This is a genomic window from Bacillus fungorum (genome assembly GCF_002746455.1).
GTDB lineage: Bacteria > Bacillota > Bacilli > Bacillales > Bacillaceae_G > Bacillus_A > Bacillus_A fungorum.
The window spans coordinates 322,146-339,598 of sequence record NZ_NWUW01000001.1 but is presented as its reverse complement, the minus strand read 5'-3'; the positions used below and the strand labels follow the sequence as shown (position 1 = coordinate 339,598).

21 protein-coding genes and 1 pseudogene are annotated in these 17,453 nt (G+C 34.3%); 7 read left to right on the top strand and 15 right to left on the bottom strand.

The annotated features are described in order from the left end of the window. Nucleotides 1-26: 26 nt before the first annotated feature. Nucleotides 27-1,286 (bottom strand): extracellular solute-binding protein, encoded by a 1,260-nt coding sequence (locus CO726_RS02020; RefSeq protein ID WP_098758614.1) that lies wholly within the window; start codon nt 1,284-1,286, stop codon nt 27-29. A 323-nt stretch (nt 1,287-1,609) separates the two neighbouring features. On the opposite strand from CO726_RS02020, the gene CO726_RS02015 reads away from it, so the two are divergent. Then, a complete protein-coding gene (locus CO726_RS02015; protein ID WP_099683148.1) occupies nt 1,610-3,370 on the top strand; it encodes an alpha-glycosidase in 1,761 nt (586 codons plus the stop codon). A gap of 38 nt (nt 3,371-3,408) precedes the next feature. On the opposite strand, the gene malL is transcribed toward CO726_RS02015, so the two are convergent. Further along, on the bottom strand, nt 3,409-5,085 hold the full coding sequence (gene malL, locus CO726_RS02010) for an oligo-1,6-glucosidase (RefSeq protein WP_099683147.1): 1,677 nt from the start codon (nt 5,083-5,085) through the stop codon (nt 3,409-3,411). A 260-nt stretch (nt 5,086-5,345) separates the two neighbouring features. On the opposite strand from malL, the gene CO726_RS02005 reads away from it, so the two are divergent. Continuing rightward, nucleotides 5,346-6,446: an ABC transporter ATP-binding protein gene (locus CO726_RS02005; protein ID WP_099683146.1), complete on the top strand. Its 1,101-nt coding sequence runs from the start codon at nt 5,346-5,348 to the stop codon at nt 6,444-6,446. Between the two features lie 66 nt (nt 6,447-6,512). Here the strand turns inward: CO726_RS02005 and CO726_RS02000 are convergent, their stop codons facing one another. The 3 genes from CO726_RS02000 to CO726_RS01990 form a co-directional block, all read right to left on the bottom strand. Then, nucleotides 6,513-7,022 (bottom strand): SDR family NAD(P)-dependent oxidoreductase, encoded by a 510-nt coding sequence (locus tag CO726_RS02000; protein ID WP_000218416.1) that lies wholly within the window; start codon nt 7,020-7,022, stop codon nt 6,513-6,515. Nucleotides 7,023-7,086: 64 nt separating this feature from the next. Beyond that, nucleotides 7,087-7,185, bottom strand: a complete 99-nt coding sequence (locus tag CO726_RS01995; RefSeq protein WP_000145657.1) for a hypothetical protein — start codon at nt 7,183-7,185, stop codon at nt 7,087-7,089. A gap of 176 nt (nt 7,186-7,361) precedes the next feature. After that, a complete protein-coding gene (locus CO726_RS01990; RefSeq protein WP_099683145.1) occupies nt 7,362-7,817 on the bottom strand; it encodes an RDD family protein in 456 nt (151 codons plus the stop codon). A 131-nt stretch (nt 7,818-7,948) separates the two neighbouring features. On the opposite strand from CO726_RS01990, the gene CO726_RS01985 reads away from it, so the two are divergent. Continuing rightward, nucleotides 7,949-8,380 carry a DUF3997 domain-containing protein gene (locus CO726_RS01985; RefSeq protein WP_099683144.1) on the top strand — a complete coding sequence of 144 codons (432 nt, stop codon included), beginning with the start codon at nt 7,949-7,951 and terminating at the stop codon, nt 8,378-8,380. 46 nt (nt 8,381-8,426) lie between these two features. Here CO726_RS01985 and CO726_RS01980 read toward each other — a convergent pair whose 3' ends face one another. Both CO726_RS01980 and CO726_RS01975 read right to left on the bottom strand, forming a co-directional pair. Continuing rightward, nucleotides 8,427-9,191: a hypothetical protein gene (locus tag CO726_RS01980; protein WP_099683143.1), complete on the bottom strand. Its 765-nt coding sequence runs from the start codon at nt 9,189-9,191 to the stop codon at nt 8,427-8,429. Nucleotides 9,192-9,228: 37 nt separating this feature from the next. Further along, the gene (locus tag CO726_RS01975) at nt 9,229-9,441 is read right to left on the bottom strand and encodes a DUF4184 family protein (RefSeq protein WP_220389082.1); all 213 of its coding nucleotides are present in this window, start codon (nt 9,439-9,441) and stop codon (nt 9,229-9,231) included. Between the two features lie 148 nt (nt 9,442-9,589). On the opposite strand from CO726_RS01975, the gene CO726_RS01970 reads away from it, so the two are divergent. Further along, nucleotides 9,590-9,859, top strand: coding sequence for a hypothetical protein (locus tag CO726_RS01970; protein ID WP_099683141.1), 270 nt, complete (start codon nt 9,590-9,592; stop codon nt 9,857-9,859). Between the two features lie 10 nt (nt 9,860-9,869). After that, nucleotides 9,870-10,595 carry an AAA family ATPase gene (locus CO726_RS01965; RefSeq protein WP_099683140.1) on the top strand — a complete coding sequence of 242 codons (726 nt, stop codon included), beginning with the start codon at nt 9,870-9,872 and terminating at the stop codon, nt 10,593-10,595. A 29-nt stretch (nt 10,596-10,624) separates the two neighbouring features. Here the strand turns inward: CO726_RS01965 and CO726_RS01960 are convergent, their stop codons facing one another. The 3 genes from CO726_RS01960 to CO726_RS01950 all read right to left on the bottom strand — a co-directional run bounded on the left by CO726_RS01960 (nt 10,625) and on the right by CO726_RS01950 (nt 12,791). Beyond that, a complete protein-coding gene (locus tag CO726_RS01960) occupies nt 10,625-11,800 on the bottom strand; it encodes an acetyl-CoA C-acetyltransferase (protein ID WP_099683139.1) in 1,176 nt (391 codons plus the stop codon). Nucleotides 11,801-11,939: 139 nt separating this feature from the next. Further along, entirely contained in the window at nt 11,940-12,389 is a 450-nt protein-coding gene (locus CO726_RS01955; RefSeq protein ID WP_000540524.1) for an NUDIX hydrolase, read from the bottom strand. A gap of 108 nt (nt 12,390-12,497) precedes the next feature. After that, nucleotides 12,498-12,791: a DUF3928 family protein gene (locus CO726_RS01950; protein WP_029439797.1), complete on the bottom strand. Its 294-nt coding sequence runs from the start codon at nt 12,789-12,791 to the stop codon at nt 12,498-12,500. 160 nt (nt 12,792-12,951) lie between these two features. Between CO726_RS01950 and CO726_RS01945 the strand changes: the two genes are divergently transcribed. Beyond that, on the top strand, nt 12,952-13,566 hold the full coding sequence (locus tag CO726_RS01945; RefSeq protein WP_099683138.1) for an ImmA/IrrE family metallo-endopeptidase: 615 nt from the start codon (nt 12,952-12,954) through the stop codon (nt 13,564-13,566). Nucleotides 13,567-13,584: 18 nt separating this feature from the next. On the opposite strand, the pseudogene CO726_RS32290 reads toward CO726_RS01945, so the two are convergent. The 5 genes and pseudogenes from CO726_RS32290 to CO726_RS01920 form a co-directional block, all read right to left on the bottom strand. Next, nucleotides 13,585-13,811 (bottom strand): annotated as a pseudogene (locus tag CO726_RS32290) (DNA-binding protein). 86 nt (nt 13,812-13,897) lie between these two features. Beyond that, a complete protein-coding gene (locus CO726_RS01935; RefSeq protein ID WP_099683137.1) occupies nt 13,898-14,563 on the bottom strand; it encodes a DUF1129 domain-containing protein in 666 nt (221 codons plus the stop codon). A 22-nt stretch (nt 14,564-14,585) separates the two neighbouring features. Then, nucleotides 14,586-15,347 (bottom strand): DUF1129 domain-containing protein, encoded by a 762-nt coding sequence (locus tag CO726_RS01930; RefSeq protein WP_099683136.1) that lies wholly within the window; start codon nt 15,345-15,347, stop codon nt 14,586-14,588. A gap of 13 nt (nt 15,348-15,360) precedes the next feature. Next, a complete protein-coding gene (locus CO726_RS01925) occupies nt 15,361-16,128 on the bottom strand; it encodes a DUF1129 domain-containing protein (protein ID WP_099683135.1) in 768 nt (255 codons plus the stop codon). After that, entirely contained in the window at nt 16,128-16,460 is a 333-nt protein-coding gene (locus tag CO726_RS01920; protein ID WP_099683134.1) for a PadR family transcriptional regulator, read from the bottom strand. The genes CO726_RS01925 and CO726_RS01920 overlap by 1 nt, the downstream gene beginning before the upstream one ends. Nucleotides 16,461-16,655: 195 nt before the next feature. Between CO726_RS01920 and CO726_RS01915 the strand changes: the two genes are divergently transcribed. Next, nucleotides 16,656-17,432: a 3-hydroxybutyrate dehydrogenase gene (locus tag CO726_RS01915; RefSeq protein WP_099683133.1), complete on the top strand. Its 777-nt coding sequence runs from the start codon at nt 16,656-16,658 to the stop codon at nt 17,430-17,432. Nucleotides 17,433-17,453: the final 21 nt, after the last annotated feature.

The following is a 17,453-nucleotide window of genomic DNA, read 5'->3' as shown; positions in this document are numbered from 1 at the left end:
CTCATATTAGAAGCACGAATTTCACCTTATTTTTTCTTACTATGATTTGCCTCAATATTACCTTTAATTTGCTTCACTGCATTATCAAGCGCTGCTTTTGGTGCCTCTTTATCCGTAACAACTAATTGAAGCGCATCTCCAGCTGGTTTCCATACTTCTTGCATTTCTGGAATGTTTGGCATTGGAATTCCATTTTCAGATTGTGTTGCAACTGCTTTTGCAGCTTCGTTATCTTTAATAATTGGATCTTCCATTACTGCTTTTACTGGAGGAATTTCTTTTGTTTTCTCAAATCTAATTTTTGCGTTTTCTTCATTCGTTACCCATTCAGTGAACTTTGTAGCTAAATCATTTTGTTTAGAGAAACTTGTTACATGCCATCCTTTAACCCCAACAAACGTTTTCATTGGTTGACCATTTGGTAATTTCGGCATTGGAGCAACACCATAATCAATTCCGTTCTTTTCCATTGCTTGGAACGCCCATGGGCCGTTCATGATAGATGCTGCTTTTCCTTCGTTAAATAGCCCATCAGCAGCAGGTCCACCAGATTCACCGATAATACCTTTTGGGAATAACTTTTCTTTGTACCATTTTTGAAGATATTCAGCACCTTGTACTGCTCCGCTATTATTTAATCCAACATCACTTGCATTTGGCTTTCCATCTTTTTCACCAAACACATAACCACCCATACCTGCCATGAAAGCATTAGCAAAGTAGAAGTTATCTCCTAATGTTAAAAATCCGTACTTGCCATCCTTCGTAAATTCTTTTGAGAAATTAAACAGCTCGTCCATCGTTTCTGGTGCTTTTGGCATTAATTTTTTATTGTAAATAAAGATTGGTGTCTCAATTGCTTTTGGTAAACCATATAATTTTCCGTTATATGTCTGTGCTTTTATTGATGAATCAGTAAATTTACTCTTTACCGCATCATCAGCTTTCACTTCAGAAAGTAAACCTTCTGTTACTGCGTTACCAATTTGATCATGTGGCAATGTTACAACATCTGGTCCTGTCCCCGCTGGACCATCAAGGCGTAACTTTTTCACTTGATCTGTCATTTGCATTTCAACAACTTTTACTTTTACTTTATATTTTTCCTCAAAGCTTTTCACTGCTGGTTCTAAACCAACACCTTTTTTATCATCTTCCCAAACGAGAAGATCGTAATCTTTCTTCGCTTTACTTTCTTCTTTTTTCCCTGAATCTTTCGGTCCACATGCAGATAACATACCAATTGATAATGCTGAAACCGTTAATAATGATAATGCTTTCTTCATCCCAAAAACCTCCCTGAATTGTATATGTACCTTAATAATTGAAAACGTTTGCATTGGATAGTTTAATAGAAGCGCAAACAACATCTCAATCTATGAAAACGTTTGCGCTATTTGTCTATCATTATACATTCTTTTATTCATTTTGCAAATATTAATTTAAAAATATTATTACTACACTCTTTATACATTGACTTTATATGAAATGAATACTACTCTTATAAGCAATATTAAAGCTATGCAAAAAGCAATCGTTTGCAACATATGCTTTATTATTATACTTAAGGGAACAATATGCATGGAGATATTAAAGGGGGATTTTCTATATGCTTAAAGAAGCCGTTTATCATAGGCCAAAAGATAATTATGCATATGCTTACGATGAAAAAACGATTCACATCCGAATACGTACTAAAAGAGACGATGTTCAAAGCGCCACTCTTATTTATGGTGATCCTTATGAATGGAAAGACGGGAAGTGGATTTCTTCAAGTACACCGATGAAAAAAACTGGTTCTACTGCATTGTTTGATTATTGGTCCATTGCTATCGAGCCAAAATTTAAGCGCTTACGTTACGGATTCAAATTAAAAACGGAGACAGAAACGCTTATTTATGCCGAACGTGGATTTTTTTCCAGCATTCCAAATGATGACGTTGGTAACTTTTTCTGTTTTCCATTTATTCATGCAAATGATGTATTCAAAGCACCTTCCTGGATTAAAGATACTGTTTGGTACCAAATTTTCCCAGAACGGTTCGCTAATGGAGATCGTACGCTAAATCCAGAAAACACCCTTCCTTGGGGCAGCGCTGAGCCAACTCCAACTAATTTTTTCGGCGGAGATTTTGCTGGTATTATTCAAAACCTTGATTACCTTGTTAAGCTTGGAATTTCGGGAATATATTTCACACCTATTTTCAAAGCACATTCAAACCATAAATATGACACAATTGACTACATGGAAATCGATCCGCAATTTGGCACAAAAGAAACGTTCAAAGCACTCGTTCAGGCATGTCATACACACGGTATAAAAGTAATGCTCGATGCTGTATTTAATCATAGTGGATACTTTTTCGATAAATTTCAAGACGTACTAGAAAATGGTGAGCAGTCAGCATATAAAGAATGGTTCCATATTCATGAGTTCCCAATTCGAACTGAGCCACTCCCGAATTATGATACTTTCGCGTTTACACCGTATATGCCGAAATTAAACACAGCACACCCGGATGTAAAAGAATACTTACTTGAAGTAGGGCGTTATTGGGTAAGAGAATTCAATATAGACGGTTGGCGCCTTGATGTAGCAAATGAAGTCGACCATAACTTTTGGAGAGAATTCCGAAGTGAGATAAAGGCATTAAATTCTGAAGTATATATTTTAGGAGAAATTTGGCACGATGCACTTCCATGGCTACAAGGAGATCAATTTGACGCTGTAATGAGCTATCCTGTTACAAACGCTCTACTGTCCTACTTTGCTAACGATTCCATTAAGGCAAATGAATTTATGAAACAAATAACAGAATCTCTCCATTCCTACTCTATGAATGTAAATGAAGCAGCATTTCATTTATTAGACAGCCATGATACACCAAGAATATTGACAACATGTAACGGAGATAAAAATAAGTTAAAGTTACTTTATGTATTCCACCTTTCTTTCATCGGCTCTCCTTGTATTTATTATGGAGACGAAATTGGTATGGACGGCGGTATGGACCCAGATTGCCGCAAATGTATGGTTTGGGATATGAAAGAACAAGATCATCTATTATTTACACATGTACAAACATTAATTTCATTACGAAAGCAGTATAAAGCATTTGGAGGACATGGTACTTTCCAATTCATCGAAGCAAATGATGAACATAATTATATTTCTTATACGAAAACATTTGAAGATGAAACTATCTTTTTCGTTTTAAATCCGACTAATAGTGACATTACAGCTTCACTGCCTCTCCATGTTACTGGAAAGAAAATCATTAACATTTATACAAACGAAGAATTTTCAGCGGAAGCAAGTGTATTACAAGTTACACTTCCACCATATGGATTTTCTATATTAAAATGGTGACAAAAAAGCCTTATACCGAAGTAGTATAAGGCTTTCTCTTATTTCAATTTAAATACCATTGCTTCATATGGACGTAATGTCATGTTTTCTATCAATGCGCTTCCCGCGTCGTAATTGTGTATGAATAACTCTGCCTCACTATAACTAATGTTCTTAGGTAATTCAAATACACATTGTTCCGCAGTAAAGTTTGCAATAACAAGAAGTTGTTCTTCTCCATATGTTCTTACGTATGCAAAAATAGAAGGATTATTATCTAATATTAAATCATATGATCCATACACAACTATTTCATTATTTTTGCGTAGCTCAATTAATTTTTTGTAGTAATAAAAAATTGAGTCTTTATCTTGGATTGCTTGTTTCACATTAATTTCTTTGTAATTAGGGTTTACCGTAATCCAAGGTTCACCTGTTGTAAATCCAGCATGTTCTCTATCATCCCACTGCATCGGCGTTCTAGCATTATCTCGGCCTTTTATATAAATAGATTCCATTACCTTTCCTCTATCTTCACCACGGTCTACCACTTTTTCATTGTACATATTTAACGTTTCAATATCTCTATATTCATCAATTGTTTCAAATCGAACGTTCGTCATTCCGATTTCTTCTCCTTGATAAATATACGGTGTTCCTTTCATCATATGAAGAACCGTCGCTAACATTTTCGCAGATTCAGTGCGATACATTGCATCATTACCAAAACGAGATACAACGCGAGGCTGATCATGGTTATTCCAATACAGGCTATTCCATCCCGTATGCTCTAATGCTTTTTGCCACTTCGTTAAATTCTCTTTTAAGGTAAGGAGTGAACATGATTTCACATCCCATTTTCCACCTTCTCCCGAATCTAAATCCATATGTTCAAATTGGAATACCATTTGTAATTCTTTTCGTTCTTCCCCAGTATACAATTTCGCTTCTTCTGTCGTTACACCAGGCATTTCACCAACCGTCATAATATCATAATTAGACAATACTTCTTCATTCATTTCATGTAAATATTTATGAATGTTTGGACCGTTCATAAAATGCTTATGACCTGAAACATACCCTTCTTCATCTGTTTCAACTGTTGGTAACCCTTCTTCTTTAGAAATGAAATTAATAACATCCATACGGAATCCATCAATTCCTTTTTCTAACCAAAACTTCATCATTTCATAAACATCTTGTCTTACTTTTTCATTATCCCAGTTTAAATCTGGCTGCTTTTTAGAAAACAGGTGTAAATAATATTCATCTGTCATTTCATCATACTGCCACGCAGATCCACTAAAGGCTGCTCCCCAGTTATTCGGTTCTTTTCCATCATTTCCAGGACGCCATATATAGTAATCTCTATATTTATTATCTTTTGATTTACGTGATTCAATAAACCAATTATGTTCATCAGAAGTATGATTCACTACTAAGTCCATCATAAGTTTCATATTACGTTCATGCATTTCATGTAATAGCTCGTCCCAATCTTCCATTGTTCCAAACTCATTCATTATTTTACAATAATCACTTATATCATAACCATTATCATCATTTGGAGATTCATATACCGGTGATAACCAAATTACATTAATTCCTAATTCTTTTAAGTAATCTAGCTTTGAGATAATACCACGAAGATCACCTATACCATCACCGTTACTATCCATAAAGCTACGAGGATAAATTTGATATACTACACTTTCTTTCCACCACTGTTTTTCCATTATGCTACCCCATTTCATTAATAATTCGATTTTCTTTTTTAAGGCGCAAACGTTTTCATTAATGAATGATAACAGATTCTATCTTAATTTAAAATAGCGCTTACAACTTTTATTCTTATTTTTCTAAGAAAACATACGAAATTTACTAATATTCTTCCAATGTATGAAAACGTTTTATTTTTTTGTTTATTTTTTGAATCTATTAGTTTATAATGAACTCAAAGAAAACGTTTGCATAATTATTTCTAGGGGGAAATACCATGGCAGAACTGAAATTAGAAAATATTTATAAAATATATGATAATAACGTAACAGCTGTAACAGATTTTAATTTACACATTCAAGATAAAGAGTTTATCGTATTTGTCGGTCCTTCTGGATGCGGAAAATCTACAACATTACGAATGGTGGCTGGACTTGAAGATATTTCAAAAGGAGCGTTTTCAATTGATGGTAAGCTAATGAATGATGTCCCTCCAAAAGATCGCGATATCGCAATGGTCTTCCAAAACTATGCTCTATATCCACATATGAGTGTGTATGATAATATGGCATTTGGATTAAAACTTAGAAAAATACCAAAAGATGAAATTGATCGTCGTGTGAAAGATGCAGCAAAAATTTTAGGACTGGAACAATATTTAGATAGAAAACCGAAAGCTTTATCCGGTGGACAACGTCAACGTGTTGCGTTAGGGAGAGCAATCGTTCGAGACGCGAAAGTGTTCTTAATGGACGAGCCTTTATCTAACTTAGACGCTAAATTACGTGTTGCAATGCGCTCAGAAATTTCTAAGTTACACCACCGCCTTGGAACGACAACAATTTATGTAACGCATGATCAAACTGAAGCGATGACAATGGCTTCTCGTCTTGTTGTTATGAAAGACGGAAAAATTCAACAAATCGGTACTCCAAAAGAAGTATATGAAACACCTGAAAATATTTTCGTTGGTGGATTTATCGGCTCTCCAGCGATGAATTTCTTCCGTGGTAAATTAACTGAAACCGATTTCGTTATAGACAATGCAATAAAAATTAAAGTAACTGAAGGAAAAATGAAACTATTACGTGAACAAGGCTATGTAAATAAGGAGATTGTTTTAGGTATTCGTCCTGAAGACATTCATGATGAACTATTATTTTTAGAAGCTTCACAATCTACTGCCTTCACAACAAAAATAGAAGTTGCTGAATTGTTAGGTGCTGAATCTATTTTATATATGAAACTTGGAAATCAAGATTTTGCAGCACGTGTTGATGCAAGACATACATTCTCACCTGGTGACCAAATTAAACTAGCATTTGATATGAATAAAGCGCATTTCTTTGATAGCCAAACCGAACAACGTATTCGTTAAAAAATAATTTCCTACAATATAACATACAAAAAAACCGTCCACATATATTGAGGGCGGTTTTCATTATTATACGAGGGCTTCTACTGTATGAAATGATTGTCCTTTCGTGCCAATAATACCGAAAATCGGTAAGTCACTCAGCACCACTTCTTCTTGCTGTTTCATAAAAGATGACGTTAATTGTTTTATCTCTATCCATACGTCATTAATACAAAGTACATTGGAATCGTTCTCTTGTTGGCGTGAAAATATAGAATCTATTTTATATAAACCAGCATTTTGAAAAAGCATATCAATGCGACTGAATGCATTCAAAGTAATACTGATTACGCGTTGCCAATCTCCTTGCTTTTCCATATCATAGGATACAAAAAGTGCTTCTCCGCCTAGATTCGTAATTTCCTCCACTGTTGCTTGTCCACTTTCTTGATCAATGTCCGTCACAATTACTTTTGCGCCTTGTTTAGCCAACAAAAGAGCTGTATTACGTCCAATACCGATGCCACCGCCAGTTACGATGGCAACTTTTCCTGCAAGCTTCATTTTCATTACCCCTTCTATAAGTCTTACCGTCATTCAGTATACTCCTTTATGAGATTAGTCTGCAAGCAAGAAAAGTTGCTTATTCATTTGTAAGCGATTACTTTTTTACTCCTTCTTTTTTCTTACTATTACGCTGATCGAACACTAAACCGATGAAAATTAAAATCCCCCAAAAGATTACGCTACCTCCAGTCATTTCAATTTCCCCCTTATTATATAAAGATATTATTTTAATTATTGTAACATTTTCTTAATTTTCAATCTATTAAAAACAAAAATGATATCGAATTAACCTTTTCTTATTATATACCCTTTAAAATATATAATAAGAAAAAAAGACCTTTTTATAATATGTATAAAAAGGTCTTTTTCTTATACAAGACTTATCACTTTCGTTTTTGTAATTAAATCTTGAAAACCACAATTATCTTTGCGGAATAACATCATATATACGTTACATAACATTGGAATTCCAAGTAATAATATGTTAGGTAATAACAATACAAAAAATCGTATGATTAATGTTTGTATTGTTAACTTTTCACTCTTCAGTGAAATTAATTTTATTCTCGTTACCTTTTTACCAAGGGTAACACCGTTCCAAATAAAAGGTAATAAAATAAAATATATCACCATTAATATAAAAACTACTGCAAGATCATATCTATAATCACCAAAACTAATATTAAAGCGATTAAAAATAGCACTATAATTTCCGGTCATAATAGCTACTACTGCACCATACATAACCGAGATTAAAAACATGTCAATTAGGGAAGCACCTATGCGATTCATTACAAGCGCTGGACGATGCATCTTTAACTTCATTTTATGTCGACTCCTTCATATCCTTCTTTACCCGTCTCATCGTACCACTTCTAAAAAACATTGTAAACTAGCGTTTCTCTTACTTTTCTTGTACAATGTGTTACAACAGCATTGTAAAGGAGGTTCCCATATTGAAAAAATGGATAATCCTATTCGTCGCTTTCCTATTAGCCGGTTGTGCTGGAAATACAAATCATATAACTTATACGATTAACGATGAATATGAACTCATACGTACTTCTGGAAATGCATTTGAACTTTTCCCCACGCAAGATGCTGTATATGCCACACAATACATTCCTGCAAAAATTACAGACATTGCTTGGGATGATAAATACATTATTGCAAAACAAATTGAGGAAAAGTCAGATCCGAATAATCCTGACGCAGCAATTACAAATAAAAAAAGTGAGCATTATTGGATTATTGACGTAAAGCATAATAAACGTTTTGGCCCCTATAATGAAAAGCAATTTCGTGAACAAAAAGATGCATTTAAAATTAAGGTACCTTTTCAAAATGTAGATTCATACATAAAAGAACAGAAAAAACAGTCAGCATAATATTATAAGTGCTGACTGTTTTTTCTTACATGTTTTTAAAAATATCTTACTCAGAAAGTGAGATATTAAAAGTTTGTTGCTCTTTTACAACATCTTGCGTTTCTGTATCTCCTGCCACTACATTATCTGTTGTAAACTTAATATCCTTTACCTTTTCTTTTCCATCATCAAGTATTAAACCGATAATACCATCTCTTGTTTCACCAGGCTTGTAGTCTTCTCTTGATACATTTTTTGTACCAACGAGCGTATCTTCATCATATAAAAAGTTTTGCGTTGCTACTTTAAAATGTTGCTTATCATTAATCGTAACATCATTCATAGAGAAAAATTGCATATTTTTATTCCCGCTATTTTCCACCTTATATGTAATTTCAACGTAACGAATCGTATCACTAATCTCTGTTCCACTTAGCGATGCATATAAATCCGCATCTTCTTGACTTACTTTATCTCCTAATCTACGCTTTACTTCTTCAGGAGTTAATGCCGTATATACTTTTAATGTATTTTTTGCCTCTTTACTCATCTGTGATAATGAGATTACTTTCACATCTTGTACGTGAATTTTCATTGGCGCTACTTCAAATGTTTGATTCACAGAATGAATCTGTTCTAACTTAAAAGTACCCCACCCTGTTTCTTTCACTTTTTGTCCTACTTTTTTCAGCTCACGCCCGCCATACTCCTTTGTTTCAGGAATAACTTCTTTCTTCTTCGGTTCAACTTTCTTTTCTTCTTGATGGAAGCAACCACTTAACATAAGAAGAAAACTACATAAAACAAAAATACTTTTCCATGCTTTCATCATATAATTTCTCCTAACACTATCATTCATGAATATAAAATTAGTCCCTTGCCTTGTAAACTATAGAAACAATGAGAAGTCCACAAAATGAACTTGTCAGTCCAGATACTATTATACCTCCAATTTGGAAAATATGAAAATAGGGATTTACGAACGCATGAACGATAAATATAAGAGCCGTTACTGAAATATATTGAGAATGCTTTTTCGCAAAAGGAAGAATTGCTGCTGGATGTGCAAATGCAAACGGCATATTGTAACTCCTCTTCATATTTTCAATAGAATACCATCTATCATAACGAGAGAATTGATCTTGATGCAATATTTATTTTCACATTGGAATATGATATTTTACATGTTATAATCCACATGAAATATTCAGAAAATAAGGAGGGATTTACGTGTCATTAACACTTGTCTTTTTTCTTGTTCTGTTTATCTTGTTTTTAAGTACATACACCAGCTTTTTTCTATGGAAGCACTTAAAAATTATAAAATACACGCCTGCTCTCGTTGGCTTTATGAGCGTTCTTTTCATTTTTATATGGAAGAGGATGACTTTCGGCTGGGAAGGTCTCGGTTTTGGCGCACTTCAGTATACAATTCTAGCCGCAAGCTGTCTTACACTTGTATTTGCTGCCTTTTTAGAATCAAAATCCTTTATGAATTGAGGTTTATATATTGATTGACGTACCCTTTTTAAAAAATGTCACATTAAAAAAAGAAAATATTCCTAGTTTCTCTGCATATCCTTACTGTTTACCCGCTATCCGAACATTACAATCACTAGCTTTCCACCCAAATGTAACATTCATTATTGGGGAAAACGGAACGGGTAAATCAACATTACTAGAAGGAATTGCAATTGCTTTAGGATTTAATGCAGAAGGTGGAACGAAAAACTTTCGCTTTAGCACAAACGATTCACATTCATCTTTACATGAATACCTTCGAATTTCCAAAAGTTTCAATATACCAAACGACGGTTTCTTTCTTCGTGCTGAATCATTTTATAATGTTGCTTCTTATATTGATGAAATAGATGCTATAAAATCTTATGGCGGTGTTTCACTTCACGAACAATCACACGGTGAGTCATTCTTCTCCTTATTTATGAATCGTTTTTCAGGACAAGGTTTATACATTTTAGATGAGCCTGAGGCAGCTCTATCACCGATGAGACAACTTTCCATGCTCATTCGAATGCACGAACTAGCGGAACAAGGTTCACAATTTGTTATTGCGACGCATTCTCCTATTTTAATGGCTTATCCTGAATCCACTATATATTCTTTAACACAAGAGGGAATTCACGAATCCACATTAGAAGAAACCGAGCATTACCAAACAACAAAACTTTTCTTTGAAAATCGTGATCGATTATTTCATCATCTATTTGAATCGTAAAAAAAGAAGCAGCAATAGCTGCTTCTTTTTTATAGTGCTTCTATAAATAAGGCAACCCCGATACCACCACCAACGCATAAAGAGGCAATTCCTTTTTCTAAACCACGTCTTTTTAATTCGTGAATTAAACTTACTGTAATACGAGCTCCTGTACAACCAATTGGATGTCCAAGTCCTACACCACTACCGTTTACGTTCACTTTTTCACGGTCTAAGCCTAATTCTTTCTCTACAGCTAAGTATTGTGCAGCGAAAGCTTCGTTAATTTCCAGTAAATCTGCATCTTCTAATGACCAATCTACTTTTTCTAATCCTTTACGAATTGCTGGTGCTGGTCCAATACCCATAATTTTCGGATCTACTCCAGCTACTGAATATCCAACAATTCTAGCTAACGGTTGTAAGCCTTTTTCTTTCGCTTTTTCTTCGCTCATTAATACTAGAACCGCGCTTCCATCATTCAGACCAGATGCATTCCCTGCAGTTACAGATCCATCTTTACGGAAAGCTGGTTTTAATCCTGCTAATTTTTCTGCTGTAATATCTGTACGTGGATGTTCATCCTTCGAAAATACTACTTCTTTTCTACGTTCTTTTATCGTAATAGGAACAATTTGATCGTCAAAGTATCCAGACTCGATTGCCTTTAGCGCCAATGTATGACTGCGAAGCGCAACTTCATCTTGTTCCTCTCTTGTAATTTCATATTGTTCAACTAAATTTTCCGCTGTTTCCCCCATCATAATATGATGAATTGGATCTTCTAACACTTCCCACACCGTATCACGAATTTCTCCGTGTTGTAGGCGTTGTCCCCAGCGGTGTTGTTTCAATGCATAAGGGCTTGAACTCATTGCTTCTACTCCACCTGCAACGACAACTTCACTTACACCTAATTGAATTTGCATTGCAGCCGACATAATTGCTTGCATACCTGAAGAACATTGGCGTTGGATTGTATAACCTGTAACTGTGTCAGGAAATCCTGCCGCTAATGCAGCCGTTCTCGCCGTATTTGCTTCATCAGTTCTTTGAATACAATGACCTAAAATCACTTCATCAACTTCGTGTGGTTCTACCCCGCCTCGTTTTACAGCTTCCTGAAGTACAGGAACAGCTAATTCTACTGGCGTTACATTTTTTAGCGCTCCCCCAAAAGTTCCAATTGGCGAACGAACTGCAGCTGTAATAACAACATTATGCATTTTGCACTTGCCCCTCTCTTATGTACCCTAGTCAGTTTTTAGGTGAAATTCCATAAGATGTATGTCTACACCTATCATACTATAAACATACTAAAAAATCAAAATATTTAATATAATGAAAATAGAAGGAATTAACCTTCTATTCTGTTAACGCGTATAGGAATTTTTGTAAAATCTTCTCTGTTGTTTTATTCAAATTCGGTAACTTATCTACCGGAAAATATTGAAGCTGTAATCCTTCATGATCAAGCCTTAATTCTCCACTCACATGATGACCCTGATACAAATGAATTACATTAAAAATTTCATCTCCATTTGGATATTGGAAGTACACTTCTTTTCCCGAAAGAACCCCGATAAATTGCATAATTTTCGCATTTAGTCCCGTCTCTTCAAATAGTTCTCTGCGTGCAGTTTCTTCTGTCGTTTCTCCTAGCTCCATCGCGCCACCAGGTACACCCCAATCATATGTATCTGAACGATATTGAAGCAATACTTCTTGATTATCATTTAAGATAATAATTGCTGACCCTACTAGAATAAGCGGCCTTGTACCAACGACTTTGCGTAACTCTTCAATATACCCCAATATGTAAACTCTCCTTTCCTCACCCTTCCTTATCATAACAAAATTTTTCTCCTTTTGTTGATGTAATTTTAAAGAAAAAAAGGAAGCTTTCGCCTCCTTTTTTCACCTTTATTTCTTAAAACTTTCATATTTTACAGCTTCAAAAGCTTCTTCAATTTCATCATTACGATAATGAACATATGTAAAGCGTCCCAATTCTACTAATCTTGCTATTTCTTGTAACGCTTTATGCTGGTCATATGTTTCCTCCAGCTTAATATGTACATAAAATTTCATTAATGGATGTTCATATAAAGGTTCTCCCACCTCTACATATACATCTTCCACCCCTTGCACAACTCTTACATAACTTGCAAATTGATAAAGAGCTTCTCTGTCTGAAACGATTTTTAATGTATACATATATTCTCCCCCTTTTCTTTACTATATCAAAAAGATGATCACACTACGTTATAGAACTATGAAATTTTTTCGACTTGTAATAAACAAGGCGTTTATCCATACATAGGGTCTTTTCCCAACATATATTATAGGAAGAATTTTTTCAGTTGAGGTGTTCCTTATGGATCCATACGTCAATATATGTATTTGCATTACTCCAGGCGCCGATATTTCTAATGACCGTATCGCAAAAGATTTAGCAGTTGCAGAGTCAATTTGGCACCCGATTACATTTCAAATTCAAAAAGTAATTGTTTTAAATGAACTTTTCCGTTTTTCTGACCGTGAAATTAGTTATAAAAATTCTATTCAAAGCCAGGAAAAATTAGCATCCTTTTTTCAAACGTGTGTAAATGAAGCTCCTGCATGCGACCTTTACATTTGTTATATTGGCAGTGATTATTTCAAAGAAACAGCAGTAATTGCCTGTGCTTACTCTTTAGCAAAACAGCAGCAACTTACAGGGTATATCGTTTTAACGAACTCGGCTGCTCCTATGAAAAATATATATACGCTCGCTCACGAAATTGGTCATATTTTATTTACAAGACGTGTTCACGGAAAACTTACTCACTCAGATCCCCATTCCCCAACTGGCTCGGAGCACCATCCTTCTCCAACAAATCTTATGTATCCGATAGTCCCGCGCCCTGAAAATGTTCATATTCAGTCGCTATTAACAAACGAACAAAAAGCACTCTCTTTACAAAGTGCTTTATTGCAAAGAAAAAAATAGTAACGATTTTGTTATTGTTTAAAACAATCTATTCCAATTAATTAACGATATACCGGCTGCAAAGGATACATTATACACCTAAGCAGAATCCCTCTAAAAATCAAAATATAGTATTTCTTTGGAAATAATTTATTGTATATCCAGAGCAGCCACTTTCCTATTAAAACGAGGAACAAAATATATCGTGATGTTTAAAATATTAATTATGCTCTTTTGGTGAAGGCAGTATAAATTCCTAAAGTCATTAATTCTAGAAACATAATAGTTAATATACATATAAGTATGATTTACATATATGCTCATCCTCTTCTTTTATTTCTAGAATTTCTCATTAGAAAAATACTCTTACTAGTTGTTCAACCATCACTATCATAAAAATTGGGATTCCTAACACAAACAAACCAACCCAACCAAGAGACCGAACATTCACAATCGTTGTTATCACTAGTAGAACTCCTCCAATTAAATATCTTCCTAATTGAGGGATTTCATAAAAAGGAAAACTATACCAATCTTTTAAAAACATTATTAATACTGGTAAATAAGTAAGTATTACTGCTCCAAATAGCAGTAAGCTCTTTTTCAACATACTCCGTTGAAAACTAGCACCTCTTAAAAATAATATCCCTCCCACAATCATTAACACTAAGATAATCGGATATCCAATTAACCCTATTAAAGAAATGATGTAAGGTTCATTTAAATTTCGAAATAAAAGATCTGGAACAGTCCAATAGCATAATATGCTCATAATAGCTGTAGCTAGCCATCCTAAATTCCGTTTATAATCAACTTGCATTTCTTTTACAAGTTGATTTGCATATTCCTTTGGTGAATCACCAAATATATCCTCTACACTCTTACCACTTTTTTCACCTTCAGTTAAATGCATTTCTGCATCTTCTAAAAAGGATTCAATATCTTTTTCACTTATCCCCTTTGCTGTTAAATAAGTACCTGTATTTGCAAGGAAATCTCGTGACTCTTGAGAAAGCATCGCATTCCCTCCTTCCAAACTACTAGCTTACAGTTTTTTTCTCCTCATTTTTGAAAGACCAACGCATTAATACATATAAACTACCGTACAGAAGTATAGACTCTAACATTCCCCAATATGGATTTTTCTCTCCCAATCCTTTAAATACAAACATAATGAATAATGGCACGATAACAGCTAATATTCCAATCCATCCAAGTATGTACGCTTCACCAATTAACAACACTAATAAGACAATTCCAGCTAATATATAACTTTGCATAGTAGTTAATTGCAATACAGGTGTCCCATACCACTTATTCATAAACATTAATAATACTAGCAATAAAATAGGTAGCAAAGATGCTACATAAATAATGCTAAATTCTTTTATTTTACTCTTAAATGATGACATTTTAAAAGCAAATATAATTCCTACAATCGTAATCATTAAAACAATTGGGTATCCAATCAATTGTACATTCGTTAATGTAAATTCATGATTTGGGCTTTCAAATAAAATATTTGTAAGTAACCAATATCCCCCTATTCCAATTATCATTCCTAAAATAGTCTTTATACTTCCACCTTTATCCTTCTCCATCTCTTTCGCTAATTCTTCCGCATACTCTTTTGGCGAATCACCAAATATATCACTTACCGTCTTTCCTTCTTGCTCTCCTTCTATTAAATGAAGCTCTGCATCTTCTAGAAAAGCGTCCACATCTTCTTCTTTAATTCCTTTTATTATTAAATACACTTTCGTATCAATTAAAAACTTTTCTCCTTCTTTAGAAATCTTCATGATAATCCCTCCCTTAGTTAATCGCTTCTCTTCTATTCGTCTTCATCATAATTTCAAGGAAAATTAAAACAAACAAACTTCCGTATAAACATATAAGTTGAAATAACATCGGCACGAGATCTTCTGATGTAAATGTTTTAAACACTAACATAATCGAAAGTGGAATGATTAAATATAAGTTTTTAAACCATCCATCAAAATATATATTTATCGCTACTGTAATGATGAAAATACCACCAGCTAATATATAACTTTGCATTTGGGTGAATATAAACATTTTTGTAGGATATATCACATCTAATACTGTAACAACCCCCATTAAAAACATTGGCGCAATCATAACTAAAAACCACATAGAAAACCACGTTTTTGTAAAACTTGTTACGAAGGTCATTTTGCGAAGTAGAAAATTAGGACCTATAACAACTAAAATCAATGACAAACTATACCCCACGCACTGAATAAGTGACATCTGTAATAATCCGTTATTCACTATTAGGATAGAAGCAATAATCCAAAACGAAACGATATTCATTACTGTAAAACCAATTTGCTTCCACGTTTCTTGCCTACCTCTTTCCATCACTTTTACAAGTTCATTTGCATATTCTTTCGGTGAGCTTCCGAAAATTTCTTCTACACTGCTCCCATCAGTCTCACCTTCTATTAAATGAAGTTCTGCGTCTTCGATAAAGCTTTCAATGTCGCTTTCTTTCACACTCTTTGCCGCTAAAAATAATCTCATATCTAATAAAAACTTTCGTGCTTCACTTGATAGCATTATTTTTTACTCCCCTTCCCCTCAAGTAGACGCTCTACACTACTTTGCATCGCTTCCCAGCGATCCATAAATTCATCAAGTGCTTCCTCGCCTTTTTCTGTTAATGTATAATATTTTCGCTTTGGACCAGATGGAGATTCCTTCATTACACTTATTATTAATCCTTCCTTTTGCATTCGTATTAATAACGGATAAATACTTCCTTCACTCGCCATTGTAAAGCCATACGTTGCTAGTTTTTCACTCATTTCATAACCGTATATTTCACCTTCAGAAATAATAGCAAGTAAGCATCCTTCTAAAATCCCTTTCAGCATTTGACTTGTCGACATAACTCAAATCCTCCCACTATCTTGTTTTACAAGATAGATAAGCGTAAGTATCTTGCTTTACAAAATAGTATAGCAGAGACTATTTTGCAAAACAAGATAGCTAACACTATTTTTCCAAATCTTTGCAGGATTTTTATAATCCACTCTCTAAATAGAGCAATATGAGAATTTTATTATGAAGGGATGTTTTTCATCATGGTTACAAATCAAGTTGTTTTTTTAACAGGCGCTGCAAGTGGTATTGGTTATGAAATGGGAAACGCTTTTGCAAAAGAAGGTGCAAAAGTTGTTATTACCGATCGTCTTGAAGAACGTGCAAAAGAAGCTGCTGAACAATTACAAAAAGAAGGCTACCAAGCTATCGGTTTAAAATGTGATGTTACATCTGAAGAAGAAATTACAGCCGCAATTTCTCAAACAGTTAATCATTTCGGTTCATTACATATATTAATTAACAACGCAGGAATGCAACACGTTTCACCCATTGAAAACTTTCCAACTGAAAAATTCGAGCTACTAATTAAAATTATGCAAGTTGCTCCGTTTATCGCAATTAAGCATGCTTTTCCGATTATGAAAAAGCAAAAATATGGCCGGATTATTAATGTCGCTTCCATTAATGGCCTCGTTGGATTTGCTGGAAAAGCTGCTTATAATAGCGCGAAACATGGCATAATTGGATTAACGAAAGTTGCCGCTTTAGAAGGCGCTACCCATGGTATTACTGTAAATGCCCTTTGTCCCGGTTATGTCGATACCCCTCTCGTACGTAATCAATTACAAGACTTAGCCACTACACGAAATGTACCACTTGAAAATGTTTTAGAAGATGTCATTTATCCACTTGTACCACAAAAACGCTTATTACAAGTACAAGAAATCGCTGATTATGCAATGTTTTTAGCGAGTGAAAAAGCTAAAGGTATAACTGGACAAGCTGTCGTTATCGATGGTGGTTATACTGCTCAATAAAAAAATAAAGTTTGCTCACGA

Bases quoted from the DNA above. Each gene is read 5' to 3' on its own strand.
- CO726_RS02020 (WP_098758614.1), bottom strand. From the start codon at position 1,286: ATGAAGAAAGCATTATCATTATTAACGGTTTCAGCATTATCAATTGGT.
- CO726_RS02015 (WP_099683148.1), top strand. From the start codon at position 1,610: ATGCTTAAAGAAGCCGTTTATCATAGGCCAAAAGATAATTATGCATAT.
- malL (WP_099683147.1), bottom strand. From the start codon at position 5,085: ATGGAAAAACAGTGGTGGAAAGAAAGTGTAGTATATCAAATTTATCCT.
- CO726_RS02005 (WP_099683146.1), top strand. From the start codon at position 5,346: ATGGCAGAACTGAAATTAGAAAATATTTATAAAATATATGATAATAAC.
- CO726_RS02000 (WP_000218416.1), bottom strand. From the start codon at position 7,022: ATGACGGTAAGACTTATAGAAGGGGTAATGAAAATGAAGCTTGCAGGA.
- CO726_RS01995 (WP_000145657.1), bottom strand. From the start codon at position 7,185: ATGACTGGAGGTAGCGTAATCTTTTGGGGGATTTTAATTTTCATCGGT.
- CO726_RS01990 (WP_099683145.1), bottom strand. From the start codon at position 7,817: ATGAAGTTAAAGATGCATCGTCCAGCGCTTGTAATGAATCGCATAGGT.
- CO726_RS01980 (WP_099683143.1), bottom strand. From the start codon at position 9,191: ATGATGAAAGCATGGAAAAGTATTTTTGTTTTATGTAGTTTTCTTCTT.
- CO726_RS01975 (WP_220389082.1), bottom strand. From the start codon at position 9,441: ATGCCGTTTGCATTTGCACATCCAGCAGCAATTCTTCCTTTTGCGAAA.
- CO726_RS01960 (WP_099683139.1), bottom strand. From the start codon at position 11,800: ATGCATAATGTTGTTATTACAGCTGCAGTTCGTTCGCCAATTGGAACT.
- CO726_RS01950 (WP_029439797.1), bottom strand. From the start codon at position 12,791: ATGTATACATTAAAAATCGTTTCAGACAGAGAAGCTCTTTATCAATTT.
- CO726_RS01945 (WP_099683138.1), top strand. From the start codon at position 12,952: ATGGATCCATACGTCAATATATGTATTTGCATTACTCCAGGCGCCGAT.
- CO726_RS01935 (WP_099683137.1), bottom strand. From the start codon at position 14,563: ATGCTTTCTCAAGAGTCACGAGATTTCCTTGCAAATACAGGTACTTAT.
- CO726_RS01930 (WP_099683136.1), bottom strand. From the start codon at position 15,347: ATGAAGATTTCTAAAGAAGGAGAAAAGTTTTTAATTGATACGAAAGTG.
- CO726_RS01925 (WP_099683135.1), bottom strand. From the start codon at position 16,128: ATGCTATCAAGTGAAGCACGAAAGTTTTTATTAGATATGAGATTATTT.
- CO726_RS01920 (WP_099683134.1), bottom strand. From the start codon at position 16,460: ATGTCGACAAGTCAAATGCTGAAAGGGATTTTAGAAGGATGCTTACTT.
- CO726_RS01915 (WP_099683133.1), top strand. From the start codon at position 16,656: ATGGTTACAAATCAAGTTGTTTTTTTAACAGGCGCTGCAAGTGGTATT.